The organism is Streptomyces sp. NBC_00224, from assembly GCF_041435195.1.
GTDB lineage: Bacteria > Actinomycetota > Actinomycetes > Streptomycetales > Streptomycetaceae > Streptomyces.
Window position 1 is genome coordinate 7,882,138 of sequence record NZ_CP108106.1, and the last position, 19,828, is coordinate 7,901,965.

General features: G+C 73.6%; 16 protein-coding genes. 7 read left to right on the top strand and 9 right to left on the bottom strand.

What is annotated here, in order from left to right; genetic code table 11:
• Window positions 1–3 precede the first annotated feature (3 nt).
• The 4 genes from OG965_RS35260 to OG965_RS35275 form a co-directional block, all read right to left on the bottom strand.
• Entirely contained in the window at window positions 4–1,353 is a 1,350-nt protein-coding gene (locus OG965_RS35260; protein ID WP_371656126.1) for a VWA domain-containing protein, read from the bottom strand.
• The gene (locus OG965_RS35265; protein ID WP_371656127.1) at window positions 1,350–2,219 is read right to left on the bottom strand and encodes an AAA family ATPase; all 870 of its coding nucleotides are present in this window, start codon (window positions 2,217–2,219) and stop codon (window positions 1,350–1,352) included. The genes OG965_RS35260 and OG965_RS35265 overlap by 4 nt, the downstream gene beginning before the upstream one ends.
• 147 nt (window positions 2,220–2,366) lie before the next feature.
• Window positions 2,367–4,649, bottom strand: coding sequence for a SpoIIE family protein phosphatase (locus OG965_RS35270; RefSeq protein ID WP_371656128.1), 2,283 nt, complete (start codon window positions 4,647–4,649; stop codon window positions 2,367–2,369).
• A 95-nt stretch (window positions 4,650–4,744) separates the two neighbouring features.
• Window positions 4,745–5,728 (bottom strand): GlxA family transcriptional regulator, encoded by a 984-nt coding sequence (locus tag OG965_RS35275; protein WP_371656129.1) that lies wholly within the window; start codon window positions 5,726–5,728, stop codon window positions 4,745–4,747.
• Between the two features lie 71 nt (window positions 5,729–5,799).
• On the opposite strand from OG965_RS35275, the gene OG965_RS35280 reads away from it, so the two are divergent.
• The gene (locus OG965_RS35280; RefSeq protein ID WP_371656130.1) at window positions 5,800–6,126 is read left to right on the top strand and encodes a cupin domain-containing protein; all 327 of its coding nucleotides are present in this window, start codon (window positions 5,800–5,802) and stop codon (window positions 6,124–6,126) included.
• A 78-nt stretch (window positions 6,127–6,204) separates the two neighbouring features.
• On the opposite strand, the gene OG965_RS35285 is transcribed toward OG965_RS35280, so the two are convergent.
• The 3 genes from OG965_RS35285 to OG965_RS35295 all read right to left on the bottom strand — a co-directional run bounded on the left by OG965_RS35285 (window position 6,205) and on the right by OG965_RS35295 (window position 10,346).
• Window positions 6,205–7,596 (bottom strand): hypothetical protein, encoded by a 1,392-nt coding sequence (locus OG965_RS35285; protein ID WP_371656131.1) that lies wholly within the window; start codon window positions 7,594–7,596, stop codon window positions 6,205–6,207.
• A gap of 242 nt (window positions 7,597–7,838) precedes the next feature.
• Complete coding sequence (locus OG965_RS35290) at window positions 7,839–8,939, bottom strand: SDR family NAD(P)-dependent oxidoreductase (RefSeq protein WP_371656132.1); 1,101 nt, start codon at window positions 8,937–8,939, stop codon at window positions 7,839–7,841.
• A gap of 30 nt (window positions 8,940–8,969) precedes the next feature.
• Window positions 8,970–10,346: an amidase gene (locus OG965_RS35295; RefSeq protein WP_371656133.1), complete on the bottom strand. Its 1,377-nt coding sequence runs from the start codon at window positions 10,344–10,346 to the stop codon at window positions 8,970–8,972.
• 158 nt (window positions 10,347–10,504) lie between these two features.
• Between OG965_RS35295 and OG965_RS35300 the strand changes: the two genes are divergently transcribed.
• The 3 genes from OG965_RS35300 to OG965_RS35310 all read left to right on the top strand — a co-directional run bounded on the left by OG965_RS35300 (window position 10,505) and on the right by OG965_RS35310 (window position 13,689).
• Window positions 10,505–11,326 carry a maleylpyruvate isomerase family mycothiol-dependent enzyme gene (locus OG965_RS35300; protein ID WP_371656134.1) on the top strand — a complete coding sequence of 274 codons (822 nt, stop codon included), beginning with the start codon at window positions 10,505–10,507 and terminating at the stop codon, window positions 11,324–11,326.
• 139 nt (window positions 11,327–11,465) lie between these two features.
• Window positions 11,466–11,996, top strand: coding sequence for a hypothetical protein (locus tag OG965_RS35305; protein WP_371656135.1), 531 nt, complete (start codon window positions 11,466–11,468; stop codon window positions 11,994–11,996).
• 181 nt (window positions 11,997–12,177) lie between these two features.
• Window positions 12,178–13,689 (top strand): alpha/beta hydrolase, encoded by a 1,512-nt coding sequence (locus tag OG965_RS35310; protein ID WP_371656136.1) that lies wholly within the window; start codon window positions 12,178–12,180, stop codon window positions 13,687–13,689.
• A 111-nt stretch (window positions 13,690–13,800) separates the two neighbouring features.
• On the opposite strand, the gene OG965_RS35315 is transcribed toward OG965_RS35310, so the two are convergent.
• Window positions 13,801–14,805 (bottom strand): helix-turn-helix domain-containing protein, encoded by a 1,005-nt coding sequence (locus tag OG965_RS35315; RefSeq protein ID WP_371656137.1) that lies wholly within the window; start codon window positions 14,803–14,805, stop codon window positions 13,801–13,803.
• 52 nt (window positions 14,806–14,857) lie between these two features.
• Between OG965_RS35315 and OG965_RS35320 the strand changes: the two genes are divergently transcribed.
• Together OG965_RS35320 and OG965_RS35325 are read left to right on the top strand one after the other, a co-directional pair.
• A complete protein-coding gene (locus OG965_RS35320) occupies window positions 14,858–15,247 on the top strand; it encodes a cupin domain-containing protein (protein ID WP_371656138.1) in 390 nt (129 codons plus the stop codon).
• 194 nt (window positions 15,248–15,441) lie between these two features.
• Entirely contained in the window at window positions 15,442–17,241 is a 1,800-nt protein-coding gene (locus OG965_RS35325) for a S8 family serine peptidase (protein ID WP_371656139.1), read from the top strand.
• A gap of 182 nt (window positions 17,242–17,423) precedes the next feature.
• Here OG965_RS35325 and OG965_RS35330 read toward each other — a convergent pair whose 3' ends face one another.
• A complete protein-coding gene (locus OG965_RS35330) occupies window positions 17,424–18,683 on the bottom strand; it encodes a glycosyltransferase (protein ID WP_371656140.1) in 1,260 nt (419 codons plus the stop codon).
• 366 nt (window positions 18,684–19,049) lie between these two features.
• On the opposite strand from OG965_RS35330, the gene OG965_RS35335 reads away from it, so the two are divergent.
• Window positions 19,050–19,814 carry an endonuclease/exonuclease/phosphatase family protein gene (locus OG965_RS35335; RefSeq protein WP_371656141.1) on the top strand — a complete coding sequence of 255 codons (765 nt, stop codon included), beginning with the start codon at window positions 19,050–19,052 and terminating at the stop codon, window positions 19,812–19,814.
• Window positions 19,815–19,828 lie beyond the last annotated feature (14 nt).

Genomic DNA, 19,828 nt, shown 5'->3' on the forward strand with positions numbered 1-19,828 from the left:
CCGTCACACCGGCAGCAGCTGTGCGACGAGGCCGCCGAGCTGGTGCGCGTTGCGGCACACGTGCATCTCGACCAGTTGGGCGTAGGCGAGCGCGGCGGAGTCCCCGGTCGACCACTGGGACGCCGGTTCGGGGTTGAGCCAGTAGACCCGGCGGGCGCGCTCCGCGATGCGGCGCAGGGCGGGCAGGTTCGGGTCGGCCATGTTGGTGCGCGCGTCCCCCAGGACGAAGACGGCGGTGCGCGGGCCGACCGCGTCGAGGTAGCGCTCGGCGAACTCCCCGAGCGAGGTGCCGTAGTCGCTGCTGCCGTGCCAGCCGGTCACCGCTGCCTCGCCGGCGATGCGGTCACCGAGGCCCGCCGGGTCCGCCGCCCCCTTGCGCAGCAGCCCGGTGACCTCGTCCACGCGGTTGACGAACGCGAACACCCGCACCTTGCTGAACTGGTCGTGGAGCGCCTGGACGAGCAGCATCGTGAAGTTCGCGAAACCCGCGACCGAGCCGGAGACGTCGCAGAGCAGCACCAGCTCGGGACGTACGGGACGGCGGCGGCGCAGCACCGGGCGCATGGGGACGCCGCCGGTCGACAGTGAGCCGCGCAGGGTGCGGCGCAGATCGATCCGCCCGCGGGCCGCGCGGCGGCGCCGCGCCGCGAGCCGGGTGGCCAGTTTGCGCGCCAGCGGATGCACCGACCTGCGCAGCTCGTCGAGTTGGGCGCGGCCCGCCACGAGGAAGTCGACCCGGTCGGCGGTGGGCCGCAGGGCCCGGCGCGCGATCTCGTCGGCGCCGCGCCGCTCCGCGACCCGGCGGCGCGCCTCGGTGCCCACCCGCTCGCGGAACCCCTGGATACGGCGGCGGATCTCGTCGTCGGTCAGCCGGTCGGTAAAGGCGGCGCTCAAGGAGTCCTGGGCGAGCGTGGCCCGTACCCGCGCGAGCAGCGTCTGGGGCCGCAGCCGGTCGAGCGTCTGGTGCGCGGAGAAGCCGTCCGAGCCGGGTGAGGCGCCGTATCCGCCGAGGCTGTCCACCGCCTCGGCCGCCAACTGCCCGAGCGCCGCCTGGTCGTTGGCGGCGAGCGCGGCGGCGAGCCGCTCGCGCAGGTCCGCCGTGTCGCCGCCCGGCGTGGCCGGTGCGCCGACGCGGAGCGGGAAGTACAGGTCGAAGACGGGGTCGAAGACCGCCCGCTGGCCTTCGTGGTGGAGCAGCGCCGCGGCCAGCCCCTCCCGCATCCGCTCGCGGTCGCCGAAGCCGAGGACCTCCAGGGCGGCCGCGGCGTCGACGGTCTCGCCCGGGCCGATCCGCAGCCCGTGCGTCCGCAGCGTCCGGACCAGCTCGGTGAGCCGGTCGGGGAGCGCGGTCACACGGCGTCCAGGTCGAGTTTGGCGGCGGCCTTCAGCATGTCGTCCTGGTGCTTGAGCAGCACGCCGAGGCTGTCGCGCACGACGTTCTCGTCGAGGGTGGCGGCGCCGAGCGCGAGCAGCGTACGGGCCCAGTCGACCGTCTCCGAGACCGACGGCGCCTTGCGCAGGTCCATCGCCCGCAGCGCCCCGACCACCCGCACCACGGACGCGGCGAGCGCCTCGTCGAGCCCGGGCACCTTCATCCGTACGATCCGGCGCTCCAACTCCTCCTCGGGGAAGCCGATGTGGAGGAAGAGGCAGCGGCGGCGCAGGGCCTCGGAGAGCTCGCGGCTCGCGTTGGAGGTGAGCACCACGAACGGGCGGCGCGTCGCCGTGATCGTGCCCAGCTCCGGCACGGTGACCTGGAAGTCGCTGAGGACCTCCAGGAGCAGCCCCTCGACCTCCACGTCCGCCTTGTCGATCTCGTCGATCAGAAGGACCTTGGGGTCGCTGCCGCGAATGGCCGTGAGCAGGGGGCGGGAGAGCAGGAACTCCTCGCCGAAGATGTCCGTGCGGGTCTCGTCCCACGACTCGTCGCGGCCCGCGGTGATGCGCAGCAGCTGCTTGGCGTGGTTCCACTCGTACAGCGCGCGGGACTCGTCGACGCCTTCGTAGCACTGGAGCCGGATGAGCTCGGCGCCCGCGACCTGGGCGACCGCCTTGGCCAGCTCCGTCTTGCCGACGCCCGCCGGGCCCTCGACGAGCAGCGGCTTGCCGAGCCGGTCGGCGAGGAAGACGGTGGTGGCGACGGCCTGGGACGCCAGATAGCCGGTCTCGGCGAGGCGCGCGGAGACATCGTCCACGGACGTGAAGTACCCGGTCGTCATGGGGCGTTCTCCTGGTCTCCCGCGCGGCGGAGCGGCTTCGCGGCGCGCTCGTACGTGATGTCGTACGTACTTGATCAGCTCCCTGGGCCGGTCCACAACGGGGAGGCGCGGTTTGCGGCGAAGGTCACGGTCCCGCGAGAGCGGGCGTCAGTGTGTGGCGCGGCGGGTGGTCAGCAGCAGCGCGATGTCGTCCGGGCGGTCCGTGGCCTGGCGGGCCTCCTCGATGAGCAGGTCCGCGGTGCCGCCAAGGGAGGGGCCGGTGCGGCGGGTGGGGGTGGCGGCGCGGGACAGGGCCGCGCGGAGCCGCTCGATGCCCTCGTCGATGTCCGTGCCCGGCCGCTCGACCAGCCCGTCGGTGTACAGGGCGAGCACCGCCCCCGGCTCCAGGCGCAGGTCCACCACCGGGTACACGGCGTCCGGGGCCACCCCGAGCACCACGCCGCCGGGCAGGTCCAGGACCTCGGTGCGGCCGTCGGGGTGGCGCAGCAGCGGCTGCGGGTGTCCGGCGCGGGCGGCCCGGGCCGCGCCGGTGAGCGGGTCGAGCCGGATGTAGCAGCAGCTGGCGAACTGGCCCGGGTCGAGGTCGATGAGCAGCCGGTTGGTGCCGCTCATGACCTCCTCGGGCGGATGCCCGCCGAGCGCGAAGGCCCTTACCGCGCTGCGCAGTTGACCCATGGTGGCCGCGGCCTGCACCCCGTGTCCCTGGACGTCGCCGATGACCAGGGCGAGGCCGTCCCCGGCCTCGACCACGTCGTACCAGTCGCCGCCCACGTCCATGCCCTGGGTGCCGGGCAGATACCGTGCCGCCGTCTCCACCCGGGGGTGTACGGGAAGGCGGTGGGGGAGCAGGGCCGCCTGGAGGCCGCGGGCGAGGGCGGCCTCCGTGTCGTAGCGCTGGGCCCGCTCCAGGGCCTGGGCGACGAGCCCGGCGAGCGCGGTGAGGACCGTGCGCTCCTGCGGGCTGAACCCGCGCGGCCGGTCGAAGCCGAGGATGCAGGAGCCGACCGGCCGTCCGGAGGCGATCAGCGGCAGGAAGGCGCGGGCGCCCTCCTCGGCGTCGAGGGCGATGCCGGGATAGGCCGCCGCGAGCTGCTGCATGGACTCGAAGAAGAGCGGGCGGCCACTGGTGAGCGTCTCGACGCCGGGCAGCCGTACGTCGAGCGCGACGCCGTCGAAGGGGTCGAGGAAGCCTTTGGGGAAGCCGCTCTCCCAGGCGAGGTAGAGGTGCCGGTCCTGGAGCAGATAGATGGCGAGGCGACGGCCGCCGAACGCCGGGAGCAGCTCCTGCATCACCACGGCGGAGACCTGGCGGGCGGTGACCGCCTCGCTCAGTGCCAGGGCGAGGAAGACGGGCGGGTAGAGGGCGTCCGTCCCGTTCGCCGCCGCGGCGGGCGCCGCCGGGTCGTCGGCGAGCGCCGCCGGGGCCGTCAGCGGCCCGAACGGCGGGTCGCCGCGCTCCTGCCCGGCGGGGGCGGCGCCGCCGGGCAGGGAGGCGGCCTTGGCGGCGTCCGCGTCCCGGCCCAGCGGGACCGCGGTGAACGTCAGACCGTTCGGGCCCGGGTAGACCGACAGCGAGAGCCGGTCGCCGTACCGCTCCCCGGACCCCGGCCCCTCACCGGGCGTCGGCGGGCGTCTGACCTGGAAGTGCACGGGGTCCCTCGACAGCAGCGCGCCGCGCAGATGGTCCTCGTACGCGGGCTGCTCCAGCCACGGCACCGCGTGCCACAGGGAACGCCCGAGCAGTTCGGCGGGCGGGTGGCCGAGGAGCAGGGCGGCGCGCGGGTTGACGTAGCTGAACAGCCCGAGGCGGTCCAGTGTGAACACGCCCTCGGGGAGCAGATCGGCCGCGCCGTCCCCGGGAGTGCCGCGGCCCGCGTGCCCCGGTGGAGCGCCGTCGGCCGGGGGCCGTACGCACAGCGGCTCGCCGTCCCAGACGATCCCGGGGCCGTCCTCCTCCAGTTCGAGGAGGGCGGCGCCCAGGCCCTGTGCCGCCTCTGTGAGGCGGTCGCGGTCCAGCGGTGCCGAGGAGGCGTCCGGTGTCGCGGGGCGCAGCACGCTGAGGACTCCGTACGCCGTCGAGGCCCCCACCACGGGCACGTACACCGAGCCGAACCGGAACGGCAGCCCGGCCGCCAGCTGGGGGTAGCGGCGCATGGTCTCGGTGGGGTCGGCGAGCTGGATCTCGACGCCCAGGCGGTGGGCGTCGGCCACCGGGAACGGCCGGTCCACGTGCATGCGCCACCAAGGGCGGAACAGCGGTCCGGGCAGCCCGGAGAGCACGGCGAGCCGCAGCAGCCCGGGCGTGCTGGAGCGCAGGTACACGCCTCCCACGTGGCCGCCGACGGCGCGCATGGCCTCCGCCACGGCCCCGGTGAGCAGTGCGGTCAGTCTGCCCGGCGCCCAGTGCTGGTTCTCGGCGCTCTCAGTCATCGGTCTGCCCTCGTCCGCGTGCCGCGCGGTAGGTGATACAGCCAGAATGCGCCCCGGGGCCGGTGGCCCGCACCTCGTGGGCGGCGCGCAGGTGGTCAGGGGGCGGCGCGGGCCGAGGATCCTCCCCGCGCCTCCCCGAACGTACGGCGGTAGGCGCCCGGTGTCGTCCCGAGCGCGGTGCGGAAGCGGCGTCGGAGGTTGACGGCGGAGGCGAGGCCGACGCGCGCGGCGATGGCCTCGACCGGCAGGTCGGTCTCCTCCAGGAGGACCCGCGCCGCGTCGACGCGCCGGCGCAGCAGCCACTGGCCGGGGCTGACGCCGAGCTGGTCGGTGAAGCGCCGGGCGAGGGTACGGCCGGAGAGCCCCGCGTGGGCGGCGAGCCGGTCGAGGGTGAGCGGGGTGTGCAGGCGCGCGTCGGCCCATTCGAGCAGCGGCGCCAGTGACGCGTCGGCGGTCCGGGCGGGCACGGGCAGGGCCGCGTACTGGAGTTGGCTGCCCTCGCGGTGCGGCGGCAGGACCATGCTGCGGGCGATCCGGGCGGCGTGGGCCGCACCTTGGTCGCTCCGCACGAGGTGCAGACACAGGTCGATCCCGGCGCCGCCCCCGGCGCTGGTGGCCACGTCGCCGTGGTCGACGTACAGGACGTCCGGGTCGACCTCGACCTCGGGGTACTCGGCGGCGAGCCGGTCGGTGCGCAGCCAGTGGGTGGTGGCGCGGCGGCCGTCCAACAGCCCGGCGCGGGCGAGGACGAAGGCGCCCGTGCAGATGGACACGATCCGGGCGCCGCGCAGGTGGGCGGCCCGCAGGGCGTCCAGGACGGCCGTCGGCACGGCCCCGCCGACCGGCTGCCAGCCGGGCACGACCACGGTGTCCGCCGTCCGAAGGGCGTCGAGCCCGGCCTCGACGAACATCGCGCAGCCGACGGTGACCGGTACCGGCCCGGGCCGCTCGGTGCACACCTCGAAGGCGTACGCCTCGGGGAGGTCCGGGCGTACGGTCCCGAAGACCTCGGCGGCGCAGGCGAGTTCGAAGGGCGACTGCGGCGGGTTGATCAGGGCCACGACACGGTGACGGTCCATGGCAGGAATGTACCCGCAGATGTCTTTCTGGACTCTCGGGGAGCGGCTCCGGTGTGATCCACAGTGGGGCCATGAGCGAGATCACTGGAACAGGACCGCTGAAGACCGTCGTGCACGTCGAGGAGGTGGAGCAGGTCGAGGTCGCCCCCGGGATCGTCAGCCGCAAAGTGGGGATCACCGGGCACGCGCGCGGCTGGCTGGTCGACTTCGCACCGGGCAGCGAGTGGCCCGAGATCGACGTCCACGCCACCGAGGAGCGCTACTACGTGCTCAGTGGGGAGGTGATCGAGGGGGAGGAGCGCCACGGCGCCGGTACCTATGTGGTGTTCGCGCCCGGCAGCCGCCACCGGCCGCGCAGCGAGAGCGGCGCGCGGTTGCTCGGCATCACGGTGCTCTGACACCTGCCCGCGGACACCCGAGTGGGCCGGAAGGCGACCCGCCTTCCGGCCCACTCACACCTGTGCGCCGGACAGGCCCTAGCTCTGCGCGTGCCCGCTCGCCAGCGGCCACTCGCGGTGGAGGGCGCCCAGCGGGATACGGCGCTCGATGACCGGCGTGCCGAACAGGGACAGCTGGAAGTGCAGCTGCCCGCTCAGGTCGAAGCCGCCGTAGACGGCCCAGGCACCGGACACGGACGCCTTGCCGTCGGTCGACGCGGTCGCCTTGGCGTCGGCCTCGCCGCGCAGATAGGGGGCGAAGTCGGCGCTGACGCCGACGGCTCCGTACAGACCGACGGAGGCCTCGGCGCCGAGGGCGCCCTTGACGCGCCCGGCCGCGGCGACGGTGGCCGTCACCGGCGAGCTGTGCACGGCGGAGGTGCTGACCGGGGTCCAGCCCTTGCCGGACGCGTAGCTGCCGCCGACGCGGAAGTCGCCCTTGACGTCCTGCTGGACGTCGAGCGTGACATGGCCGTCGGCCTCGACCTGGACGTAGCAGGTCAGGTCGAGGTTGACGACGACGGGGACCGGGCCGACCTGGATGACGGGCGTGCTGTGCAGCTTGGCGAAGGGAATGCGCTTGGGCGCGCCGGTGCTCGCGGCGGCGCGGCCCTTGAGCGCCCACTGAGAGGACCAGTCGCCGCTCATGCCGAGGAACGCGGAGCGCGGCCCGAAGCCGCCGGAGCTGCCGTCGTACGAGAACTCGACCTCGGGGGCAAGCTGGACGAAGCCGGAGACCGAGGCGCCGGCCGAGGCGGGGGCGTCCTTGGCGGTGTCCACCGCGGCGTTCACGTCCAGGCGCAGATTGCCGAGCGGCAGCTTGGCGCCCTTGGGCCCGAAGTTGAGGCCCTTGCTCTTGGCCCAGGAGAAGGTGACGCCCTTCATCAGGGGCTCGACCTTGACCGAGGACGGGTCGACCGGGACCTTGCCGTCGGCCTTGTCGTCCTTGAGGACCGAGGCCAGCGTCGTGGAGGCGGTCTTCACCTCGGTGCCGCTCGCGGTCTTCCCGACGACCTCGGTGACCTTGGCGAGCAGTCCGTTGGGGGCGCCCGGCGCCGGAGCGCTGGCGATGACGTCGCCGACGGCGACGGGCTTGTCGGGCGCGGGGGAGTGGCTGGGGGCGGTGGTGTGCCGCTGCGGGGCGGTGGATATGACGGCTCGTCGGCTCGTCTTGTCGTAGGAGGCGACCTTCAGCGAGGACTTCTCCGGCCGGCCCTTGCCCGTACGGGTGCGGGCCACGGCCGTCGGCGCGGACGCCTCCTGCGGCGCTGCGGCCACGTCGAGCCGCTGCGTGTCGTCGGCGGCCGCCGCGGTGGTGGCGGTGCTGCCCGGCTGGGCCGCACTGCTGTGCCCGGTCGAGGAGCAGCCGGTGGCGGCGAGGGCCAGGGTGGCCAGGCCGGGCACCAGGAGGCGTGTGGTGAACGTGCGCACGTAGATGTGACCTTCGGATGGGAGGAGGGGGGTCGTTACTCGGGAGTAACGCGAAGGCCGATCATGTCATGTGCGCCCGGCGCCAGTCACCTTGACGGCCCGCCAACTCACGTGTGCCACAGGACGGTTGAAGCTTCATTTACGTGGGTGGGTGTGGCGCACCCGTGGGTGGGGGCGGTGCATACGTCGGTGGGGGCGGTTCGGGGTGCCGGGAGCAACCCCCGACCGCCCCCACTCCTGCGTCAGGCGTTCTCCGCGAACGCGTCGACCCCGGTCAGCTCGGCGGAGAGCCGCCACAGCCGTGCGGCCTGCTCGGGGTCCGTCGCGTGCGCGCTGACACCGGTGGTGAGTTCGTCGCGCGGCACCTCGCCGTCGACGAGGCCGTTGTCGCCCGGGCCGCCCGCGGGCTCGGCGATGTCGCAGTCCTCGCAGTAGACACCGCCCAGGCCCGCCAGTTGAGGGGAGGTGGCCGCCCAGACCTGGGTGGCCGCACCCTGCTCCGGCGTCTTGAACGAGTCGGCCACGTTGCCCTCCTCGTCGACCCACCCCGCGTCGATCATCTCCTCGCGCGAGACGTGGCGCGTCAAAGGCGTCAGGATCTCGCCGGGGTGCAGCGCGAACGCCCGCACCCCCGCGTCCCGCCCCCGTGCGTCGAGGTGGACGGCGAAGAGCACGTTGGCCGTCTTGGCCTGCCCGTACGCCAGCCACTTGTCGTAGCCCCGGGCGAAGTGCACGTCGTCCCAGCGGATGCCGGAGAGCTGGTGGCCCCGCGAGGACACCGCCACCACCCGCGCCCCGCCCGCCGCCAGCGCCGGCCAGAGGTGGTTGACGAGGGCGAAGTGGCCGAGGTGGTTGGTCGCGAACTGCGCCTCCCAGCCCGGCCCGACCCGGGTTTCGGGGCAGGCCATCACCCCGGCGTTGTCGACCATGATGTCGATGCCCCGGCCCGACGCGAGGAAGCGGTCGGCGAAGGCGCGGACGCTGTCGAGGTCGGAGAGGTCCAGGGTGTCGACCTCGATGGCGGGCCCGACACCGCCGTCGGCGCCGGTGAGGCCCGCCAGCGCCTCCTGGGCGGCGGCGCGCCGCCTGGCGGGCACCACCACATGGGCCCCGGCGGCCGCCAGCGCCCGGGTTGTCTCCAGGCCGAGGCCCGAGTAGCCGCCGGTGACGACGGCGAGCTTCCCCGTGAGGTCGACGCCCTCCAGCACCTCCTGTGCGGTGCTGCGGGGGCCGTGCCCCGAACCGGTCCTGCGCTGAGGAGTCGTCGTAGGGGGCGTAGAAGTCGTACGAGTCGGGTGGGATGCCGTGTGGGATGCCGTGTGGGATGTCGTGCGCGTCGTCATGCCGGAGAAGCTACGAATTGGAGTGCGCTCTCAGTCAAGCACGGCCCTGACGGGTGGAGCGGGCGCGGTGCGCTTCCAGGGCCGGGCCTGCTCCAACTGGCTTACCACGCTGAGAAGTTGGTGCTCCGAGCCGAGGCGGCCGACGAGCTGGACGGAGCCGGGCAGGCCCGTCGGCAGCGAGCCGAACGGCATCGCGAGCGCGGGGTGGCCGGAGAGGTTCCACGGCGGTGTCATCGGCGAACAGGCCGTGTTGACCAGGACGTTGGCCAGCCAGCCGCGCTCGTGCCAGGCGTCGGCCGCCGGGCCGCGACGGGCCAGCGCGGGCGTGAGCAGGACGTCGTACTCCTCGAAGAAGGGCGCGAGGCGTCTGTTGAGCGCGCCCCGGTGGTCCGCGCGCAGCATCCCGAGCCGCCCGGCGGCCCGCCCGATCGCCGCGTGCCGCCGGGTGCGCGGGGTGAGCAGGCGCGGGTCGAGCCCCTCGGCGTCCTGCGCGGTGCCTCCCGTCCAGCGGGCGAGGATGACCGTGCCGAAGGTGAGGGGGTAGGGCGGATGCGCGGCCGACACCCGGTGCCCGGCCTCCACGAGCACCCGGGCCGCCTGGCGGGCGAGCGAGGCGTACGCGCGGCCGACGCGCACTCCGGCGATCGGGCTGCGCGTGGAGACCGCGATCCTGAGCGCGCGTGGTGGGTCGGCCGACTCGTCGGCTCCGGGCCGCGTCTCGCCCGCGAGCACCGAGAACATCAGCCGCGCGTCGGCCGCCGTCGTCGCCAGCGGGCCGTTCTCCGACATCCCGAACCAGGCACCGCCCAGGTCGGACGGCACGCGCCCGGTGCCCGGCTTGAGGCCGATCAGACCGCAGTGCGCGGCCGGGATCCGCAGCGAACCCATGCCGTCGTTGCCGAGCGCGAGCGGCACCAGACCCGCCGCGACCGCGGCCGCGCTGCCCCCGGAGGAACCGCCCGCCGTACGCGACGGATCCCAGGGGTTGCGGGCGATGCCGTGCACCCCGTCGGTGGTCCCGAAGACGCACAACTCCGGTACGTGCGTGACTCCCACCACCACCGCGCCCGCCGCCCGCAGCCGGGCGACGGTGACGTGGTCCTCGGCCGCGGCGGTCGCCGGGGTGGCCGCGGAGCCGTTGCGGGTGGACTCGCCGCGTACGGGCAGATTGTCCTTGACGGCCACCGGAACTCCGGCGAGCGGCAGCCGGGACAGGTCCGCCCGCGCCCCGACCGCGTCCGCCTCCGCCAGGGCGGCGGTGGCGCGCACCACGCGGAACGCGCCGACCCGCCCGTTCCGCGCGGCGATCGCGGCGAGGTGGTCGGCGACCACCTCGCGGGGTGTGACCACCTTCTGCCGTACGGCCTCGGCTATCTCGGTGGCGGTCCGGCCTGCCCACTTGGTCACGGTGGCTCCTCGGCGCTGCTGGCTCGGTCACGACGGACGAGAGGCCACTGTGGACGACCCGCGCGCCTCCTGTCGATACCCGTGGATCTTCGCCGCCGCCGTGATCGGCTCCGCCCGGCCCTGGACACACGGCACGGGCTGGGGCAGGCTCCGGCGCCATGAGCGCACACCAGTCGAGTGGGAACAGCCTGCCGCCGGGGCTCGGCGACGCGATACGCGGCACCGCCGAGGACATCGCCCTGCTGTTGCGCGGGGCCCGCGACACGAGCGTGCCCGTACCGGGTCTTGAGTGGACGCTGGGGGAGACGGCCGCGCACCTGGCGCAGGCCAACCAGCTGATGGCCGAGATCGCGGCGGGACACGGCCGCGGCCACGGGGACGGTACGCCCGGGAGCATCGCGGCGGCCAACGCGCGCGCCCTCGCCGAGTTCGGCGAACGGGCGGCCGAGCCGCTGGCCGCGATGATCGTGGCCCAGTCGGCGGCCTACCTCGACGCGGCCGGGGCGGCGGACGGGGGTGGAGCAGGGCCGCTGGTCACCCCGATGGGCACCATGGACCTGCCGACCCTGGGCGCGTATCTGCTCACGCACATGCTCGGCCACGGCTACGACATCGCCCGCGCGGTGGGCCGCCCGCACATGCTCGACCGGCGGCGCGTCGAGCTGACCCTGCCGTTCATGGTCGCGGCGATGCCACGGGTGGTGGACGCGGGTGCCGCGGCGGGTTGCAACGCGCGGTACACCGTCCGTCTGTGGGGCGGCGCGCGGTTCGGCGTGGAATTCACCGAGGGTGCGGCCACCGTCGGTGAACGGCCGCCGGGCCGCCCGGACTGCACCATCCACATCGAGCCCGTCACGTTCCTGCTGATGGCCCTCGGCCGCGTCGAGCCCCGCGCGGCCATCGCCCGTGGCCGCGTCCTGGCGTGGGGCCGCAAACCCTGGCTGGCACCGCGCTTTCCCACCTTGTTCGAGGCACCCTGAATACTTGGCGGCGAGGCCCGTGCCCCCGGCCCGGCCCCGAGTCCGCCCTGAACAGGAGTTCTTCTTGTCCCCGCAGCAGCCGTCCCAGCGAAACACCCGAACCACCCGAACCGACCGGAGCCGTACGGGAGAACGTGCGGTGGTGCTCGCGCTGGCCCTGCCGCTCCTCGCGGCCGCCGTCGCCGTCCCCGCGCAGGCACAGGCCCGCCCTGCGGGCGTCGCCGTGGCCCCCGCCCACTCGGCGCCGGCCGCCGCCACCGTGACGGAGGGCCAGATCAGGGAGGTCGCCCGGGGCGGTGTGCTCACCTACCCCTCCGTCACCAGCTGTCTGACGGTGACGGTCCGCCTGCGCGGCGGCGGCCTGGTCGGCGCCCACGCCAGCCTGTTCCAGGTGCCGGGCGAGCTGAGGTCGGACGAGATCCTGCCCGCCCTGCGCAAGGCCGTGGCGGGACGCCCGGTCGCCGCCGTCGAGGTCCGGGGCGCCGTGGGCGCCTGGCACCCCGGCTACTTCACCCGGGCGATCGAGGCGTACGGCGAAGGGGAAGCGGTACCGCAGCCCCAGGGCCGGGACTTCGAAGGCCTGGCCAAGGCGGTGGCGCTCCAGCTGAGGCAGCCGCGCGGCGCGGTGACGGTCGAGGACGTGCCGGACGGCGACCAGATCGTGCGCTGACCAGCACGTCAAAGCCCTTTGCCGCACCCCGGAATCGGGGTGCGGCTCGCCCGGAGGTGTCACAGGCGCTCCACAAGCACACCACGTGACGCGGACCCGTGCGCGCCCCGGGGGCTAGCCCCACCCCCGCCGTCCTGCCTGCCGGATGGGATCACGCGGCCCGCTCAACCACCCTTGTCCCATGACGACTTACCGCCACCGAGGCCTCGCGATCGCCCTCTCCCTCGCGGCCGCCACCACGGCCCTGACCGCCACCGCCGTACCGGCGGCCCAGGCTCGTTCCGGCAGCGCCGAGGCGCCCGTGCTCCACTGGAAGCCCTGCGCCGACGACGGCGCCGCGACCGGGCGGGAGTGTGCCCTGCTGCCCGTGCCGCGCGACTACGCCGATCCGCACGGCCCGAGCCTCACGATCGCCGTCTCCCGGCTGCGCAGCGAGACTCCGGACAAGCGGCGTGGGGCGCTCCTGGTGATTCCCGGCGGGCCGGGAGGATCGGGGCTCCAGCAGTTGGCCGAGCAGGGGGCCGCGCTGCGCAAGGAGACCGGCGGTGCCTACGACATCGTCAGTCTCGACCCGCGCGGCGTGGGCGCCAGCACCACGGCGAGCTGTGAACTCTCCGACGACGACCGCATGATGGTGAACCTCCGGTCGTGGCCCGGCCCCGGCGGCGACATCAGCGAGAACATCGCCAGGTCCCGCCGCATCGCCGAGGCCTGCGCGCGCAACGGCGGCCCGGAGCTGCGCAGCTTCACCTCCCGCAACGAGGCCCGTGACATCGACCGCTTCCGCCGGGCGCTCGGCGAGCGCAAGCTGTCGGCGTACGGCGTCTCGTACGGGACCTACGTGGGAGCGGTGTACGCGCAGTTGTTCCCGCAGCACACCGACCGCTGGGTGCTCGACAGCAGCGGCGACCCCGACCCGGCGCGCGTCGAGCGCGGCTGGCTGGCGAACATGGCACCGGCGGCCGACATCCGCTTCCCGGACTTCGCGGCCTGGGCCTCCGACCCGGCCCGGGAGGCCAAGGGCCTGCGGCTGGCCGAACGCGCCGAGGACGTACGGCCGTTGGTCATCGCCCTGGCGGCGAAGCTGGACGCGGAGCCGAGGAAGACGGCCAAGGACGGTGTCCTGCTCACCGGCAACCAGCTCCGCCAGGCGCTCCAGATGGCCCTCTACTCGGACGGCACCTTCCCCATGCTGGCGCAGCTCATCAAGGCGGCCCAGGACCCCAAGGCGACACCGGCCCTGCCCGGCCCGCTCGCCGAGCCGATGAGCGACCAGGAGGCCGCGGCCGTCGTGGGGGTGCTCTGCAACGACGTGAGCTGGCCGAAGTCGGTCCCCTCGTACGAGCGGGCCGTCGCGGCCGACCGGATCCGCCACCCGCTCACGGCGGGCAGCCCCGTCAACGTTCTGCCCTGCACCTTCATGAAGGACGCACCGGCCGAGAAGCCGGTCCGGCTCACCGACGACGGCCCGTCCAACATCCTGATGGTGCAGGGCCTGCGGGACCCCTCGACGCCGTACTTCGGCGCGCTGAAGATGCGTGAGGCGTGGGGCGACCGGGCCCGCCTGGTCACGGTCGACCACGGCGGCCACGGCATGTACCTGGACAACGGCAACGCGTGCGGCGACCGCGCGGTCACCACGTTCCTCACCACAGGCGTGCGTCCGCAGCGGGACACGTACTGCGCGAGCTGAACCCGGTTGGGGCCGGGGCCGCTGCGGCCACGTATGTCGAGCCGCAGCGGCCCGCCCGGCGCCTGTCAGCGGTGTGGAAGGTGCCGCCGACCGGGCAGCACACACTCGCGGTCACCGTGGCGTGAGCGTCGGTTCCGGGCCGAAGCGCCTCCGGTACGCCGAGGGGCTCAGGCCCGTCTCGCGGCGCAGCCGGGCGCGCAGGTTCGCGGCGGTGCCCAGGCCGCTGCGGCGGGCGACCACGTCGAGCCGCGGTTCGCCGCGTTCGATGAGACGGCAGGCGAGGGCGACCCGCTCGCCGGTGAGCCAGGCCAGCGGGGTGGTGCCGAGCTGGACGCGGAAGCGGCGGTGCAGGGTGGCGGGGCTGACGGCCGCGCGGGTGGCGATGTCGGCCACGGTGAGGGGTTCGCCGAGCCGCTCCTGGGCCCAGGCGAGCACCGGAGCCAGCGACTCGTCCGGGGCGTCGGGGACGGGCCGCTCCACGAACTGCCGCTGCCCGCCGTCCCGGTGGGCGGCGAAGACCAGCCTTCGGCTCACCGAGTTGGCCACCTCGGCGCCGTGGTCGCGGCGGACCAGGTGCAGTCCCAGGTCGAGGGCGGCGGCGCTGCCGGCCGAGGTGAGGATGTCACCGTCGTCCACGAACAGCACGTCCGGCCGCAGATCGACCGAGGGGAAGCGGGCCCGGAACGAGTCGGCCCACTGCCAGTGCGCGGTGGCGCGGCGCCCGTCGAGCACCCCGGCCTCGGCCAGGGTGAAGGCACCGCTGCACATCCCCACCAGACGTGCGCCGCGCGCGTGCGCACGGCGGACGGCGTCGAGGACCGCGGGGCGCCGGGGCACGTCGGTGTCCGGCCGGTTGGGCACGATCAGGGTGTCCGCGGTGTCGGCCGCGTCCAGTCCGGCGACGCCCGTGAGCGTGAAGAACCCGTCCCGCATCAGAGTGTGCGGCTCGGGGGCACACAGGGTGAAGTCGTAGAGCTCACGGCCGAGTTCGGGCCTGCGAAGGCCGAACACCTCGGTGACACAGCCCAGCTCGAAGGGGTTGGAGTTCTCGTCGACGATCACGACGACCCGGTGGGTGTGAGGCGCGCGGGCCCCATGCGAGGAATCTTGCGGCATATGCGATTTCTAGCACTCGCGGGGGCGGAGCACCACGGCCGAGGATGAGGTCATGAGCAACGAACCCATCGCCCTGAACCAGGCCCTGGCCTCCTTCGACGCCCTGTGGAGCCCCCGCATCGTCACCCGCGTCAACGACTACGACGTACGCGTCGCCAAGGTCGAGGGCGAGCACGTCTGGCACGTCCACGACCACACCGACGAGTTCTTCCTGGTGCTCGACGGGGAGTTGGACATCTCCCTGCGGGAGGCCGGCGGCGAGCGGACCGTGACCCTTGCCACCGGCTCGGTCTTCACCGTGCCGCGCGGCACCGAGCACAAACCGTCCTCGCCGTCCGGTGCCTCGATCCTCGTGTTCGAGCCCAGTGGGACCCTCACGGTGGGCGACCGCCACGACGAGGTGCCCGCCCACGTCGACGCGACGACCGGGCACGCGCTCTGACCGTCCGCCCTGCTCACCCGACGTGCGTATCGGAAACGATCATGTTTCCGGCACGTTTCGGTAGCCCCGCCGGAACACCCGTACGGTGAAAGGTACTTCCCTCCCCGGGTGATCATCTGACATCTTGCGTCCACCACTCGTTTCGTACGACCCGGTAGGTGCCACCCGCACCTGTCGGGTCATCGGAGGACGCATTGATACCCCCCATATCCAGACGCCCCAGACGTTTCCTGGTCGGCGCCGCCGCCCTCGGAGCCGCGCTGACCTTCGCGGCTCCCGCCCTCGCGAGCACCCAGCCCGTCGCCCCGGCTGCCGCCGCCCCGGCCCACGCGGCCGCGCCGGTCACGGCCCGGAGCGCGGCCTGGGTCGCCGGCACCCGTGCCTACCTGGTCATCACCGCACCCGGTGACACCTCGGCGGTGCGCTCGGCCGTCACCGCCAACGGCGGCACGGTCTTCTCCTCCTTCGACGCGATCGGCGTCATCGTCGCCCACTCCGCCTCCGGCACCTTCGCCACCACCATGCGGGGCGTCAGCGGAGTCCAGCAGGTCGGCGCCACCCGCACCGCGGACGTCCCGGCCGACGCCTACGACCCGGCGCTGCCGAACAACCCCGCCCAGTCGACCACCCCCGCCGGCGAGCCGGTCCGCTGGGACATGAGCCAGATCAAGGCCGACCAGGCCTGGGCGGTCTCCACCGGATCCGCCTCGGTGAAGGTGGGTATCCTCGACACCGGCGTGGACGACCAGCACCAGGACCTCGCGCCCAACTTCGACGCCACCGACTCGGTCTCCTGCGCCTACGGCAAGCCGGACACCCGCGCCGGCGCCTGGCGGGACGTGGACAGCCACGGCACGCACGTCGCGGGCACCATCGCCGCCGCCAAGAACAGCAAGGGCGTCGTCGGCGTCGCACCGGGCGTGAAGATCGCCTCGGTCCGCCTCGCCGAGCCGACCTCGACGCTCTTCTACGCCGAGAACACCGTCTGCGGTCTGGTGTGGGCCGGTGACCACGGTTTCAAGGTCACCAACAACAGCTACTACACCGACCCGTGGCAGTTCAACTGCCCGGACAACGTCGACCAGGCCGCCATCATCGAGGGGGTGCGCCGCGCCCAGGAGTACGCCGAGGGCAAGGGCTCCCTCCAGGTCGCCGCCGCGGGCAACTCCAACTACGACCTGGCGAACAAGACGACCGACACCGCGAGCCCCAACGACTCGACGCCGACCACCCGCCGCATCACCAACGCCTGCCTCGACATCCCGACCGAACTGCCGGGCGTCGTCACGGTCTCGGCGATGGGCAGCGGCAATGTGAAGGCGTCGTACTCCAACTTCGGCAACGGGGTCATCGACGTCGCGGCCCCGGGCGGCGACGGCTCCAACGGTGTGTACTCCACCCTGCCGGGCGGCAAGTACGGCACCAAGAGCGGTACGTCGATGGCCTCCCCGCACGTCGTGGGTGTGGCCGCGCTCCTGGCGAGCGCCGACCCGGGCATCACCCCGGCGCAGCTGCGCGACAAGCTGGCCGTCCAGGCCAACGACGTCGCCTGCCCGTCGGACAGCCGGTGCACCGGCACCACCGCCAAGAACGCGTTCTTCGGCGAGGGCCAGGTGGACGCGCTCAAGGCGGTCGGCGCCACCGTCCCGCCGGGCAAGTACTTCGAGAACACGGCCGATGTCGCCGTCAGCGACAACACCACCGTGGAGAGCCCGCTGACGGTCACCGGCGTGACCGGCAACGCCCCGGCCGCGCTCAAGGTGGGCGTGAACATCGTGCACACCTACATCGGTGACCTGAAGGTCGACCTCGTCGCCCCCGACGGCACCGTGTACACCCTGCACAACCACACCGGCGGCAGCGCGGACGACATCCACCAGACGTACACCGTCGACGCCTCCGCGCGGGTGGCCAACGGCACCTGGAAGCTCCGTGTGAACGACAACGCCAACGGGGACACCGGCCGCATCGACAGCTGGAACCTCACGTTCTGAAGCCTCTGAGGTTCCTGAAGTCCCGGAAGTCTCTGAGGCTTTGGACCTGCTGAGCCTCTGAGCCTCTGAACCGCGAAAGGCCCGGGCGTCCGCTCCCCGTAGGGAACGGACGCCCGGGCGTCGTGAGGCCCACCCCAGGCCTGTGAGGGTGTTCCCGGGAGAGGCGAAAGCGGCCCTCCTCCCTACCGTTCCGCCCCCGCCAGCTGCCCCACGGCCGCCACCACGTCCGCGGCGCCGTCCTCGGCGTGGATACGGGCGGCGAGCACCCGGGCCCGGTCCCGGAAGGCCGGTTGTTCGACGGCCTGCCGCAGCGCCGCCGCCAGCCGGTGCGCACTGAGCGAGCGCAGGGGTACGGGACCGGGGCTGACACCCAGCGCGGTCAGCCGTGACGACCAGAATCCCGCGTCCAGTTGCGCGGGCACCGGTACCGCCGGTACCCCCGCCCGCAGCCCGGCGGCCGTGGTTCCGGCGCCCGCGTGGTGAACCACCGCCGCCATCCGCGGAAACAGCCAGTGGTGGGGCACCTCGCCCACCGTGAGCACGTCGTCGTCGCTGACCGACAGCCCCGTCCAGCCCGCCTGGACCACGCCCCTGACTCCCGCCCGCCGCAAGGCGTCACGCGTCAGCGCCCCGAGCCGCTCCGAATCGGCGACGACCAGACTGCCGAACCCCACGAACACCGGCGGCGGACCGCTGCTCAGGAAGTCGGTGAGCCGTGGGTCCGGCCGCCAGCCGGGCCGCGGGTGCGGCCACCAGTAACCCGATACGTCGAGCCCCGGCCGCCAGTCCGCCGGGCGCGGGACCACAGTGGGGGAGAACCCGTGCAGCACGGGCCACTTGGTGCGTGCGTCGAGCCGTCGCTGGGCCGCCTGGCCGCGGGCGGCGAGTCCCAGCTCCTCGCGCAGGGCGCGGGCGGCGGGCGCGAAGATACGGTCGGTGGCGAGCTGGACGGCCGCGCCGCCGAGGCGGTTGCCGTACCGGCCCATCGAGCGCGCTCCCGTGGCCACGGGCGGGAAGTCGCCGGTGGGCGCGAGCGGTTGCAGGAACACACCCATGCTGGGTACGTCGAGGGCCTCCGCCGCGACCCGGGCCAACGGGGCGGTGGTAGCCGCCGAAAGGACCAGGTCGGTGCCGCGCGCCGCCGCGTCCAGCAGGGCCGCGCCGAGCTCGGGCATCAGTGAGCGTCCGATGCGTACGAGCTCCACGACTGTTCGTGCCCTGGTCCGTGCGTCCAGCAGCCGCTGCCCGCCCTCGGAGGCGAGTACCGCGCGGGGGTCGGCCGGCAGCGGACGGAAGCCGAGCCCGGCCCCTCGCACCACCTGCTCGAAACCCTCGTGCGTGGCGATCGCCACGTCGTGGCCCGCCTGTTGGAGCCGTACGCCGAGACCGGTGTACGGCGCCACGTCACCGACCGACCCGGCCGTCGCGATCAGGATGCGCATGGACGCAGTATCGCGGTGCCGGGCCGGTCAACAGGCGCAAGCCGCGCGAGTCCTCTCGAAGCGCGAGCGCATCCCACGAGACGAATTTCCATCCAATCGGATGATTTTTGTCAACCTTGCTCGGTAAGTGGGGAGTTAGACACCGAGGCCCCGAGTCCGACCCCGAAGCCCCCGTCCCGTCCACGTCCATGTCCGCGTCGCCCGACGGCCCCGAGCAGCACCCACGCCGTCAGGGCGCGTCGGCATGTTCCGAGTTGTGCGCCGCCCCGTCCGACGACATCCGTAAACCTTCCAAGAAGACAGAGGTGTTCAGTGATCCGTGTGTGCGCCAGGTCCGCACTGGCTCTCGTCCTGATGCTCATCCCGATGACCGCCGCACCGACGTCCTCGGCGGCGGCCGCACCTCAGACCCTGACCGTGCTGACCTACAACATCCACCACGGCGTGGGCGCCGACGACGCCCTCGCCCTCGACCGGGTGGCCCGCGTGGTGAAGGACAGCGGCGCCGACATCGTCGGCCTCCAGGAGGTCGACCGGCACTACGACGCGCGCAGCAACTTCGTGGACCAGGCGGGCTGGCTCGCCCAACGCCTCGGCATGCACGTGGTCTACGGGGCCAACCTCAGCCTCGACCCGCCGCGGTCCGGGGCGCCCCGGCGCCAGTACGGGACGGCGATCCTGTCGCGCTACCCGGTCGTCGAGGCCCACAACGCACGGCTGCCCCGCCCGCGCCAGGGCGAGCAACGCGGCCTGCTGGAGGCGGACATCAACGTGGACGGCACGGCGGTGCGCGTCCTGACCACCCACCTGGAGCACACCTCGCAGAGCGAGCGGCTCGCCCAGGCCGATGCGATCAACAGCGTCATCGAGGACTCCAACCGTCCCACCGTGCTGGTGGGCGACCTCAACGCCACTCCGGGCGCCCGCGAGGTCGGCGTACTGACCAGGCACCTCGGCGACGCGTGGCGCGCGGCTGGGGAGGGGGCGGGATACACCTTCGACGCCCGCGACCCGCACAAGCGCATCGACTACGTACTCACCTCGTCCGGCCTCACCGTCCGGCAGGCGGAGGTCATCGACAGCGATGCCTCCGACCACCTGCCGGTCAGCGTCGACGTCACCCTCCCCTAGGTCCTGGGGCCTAG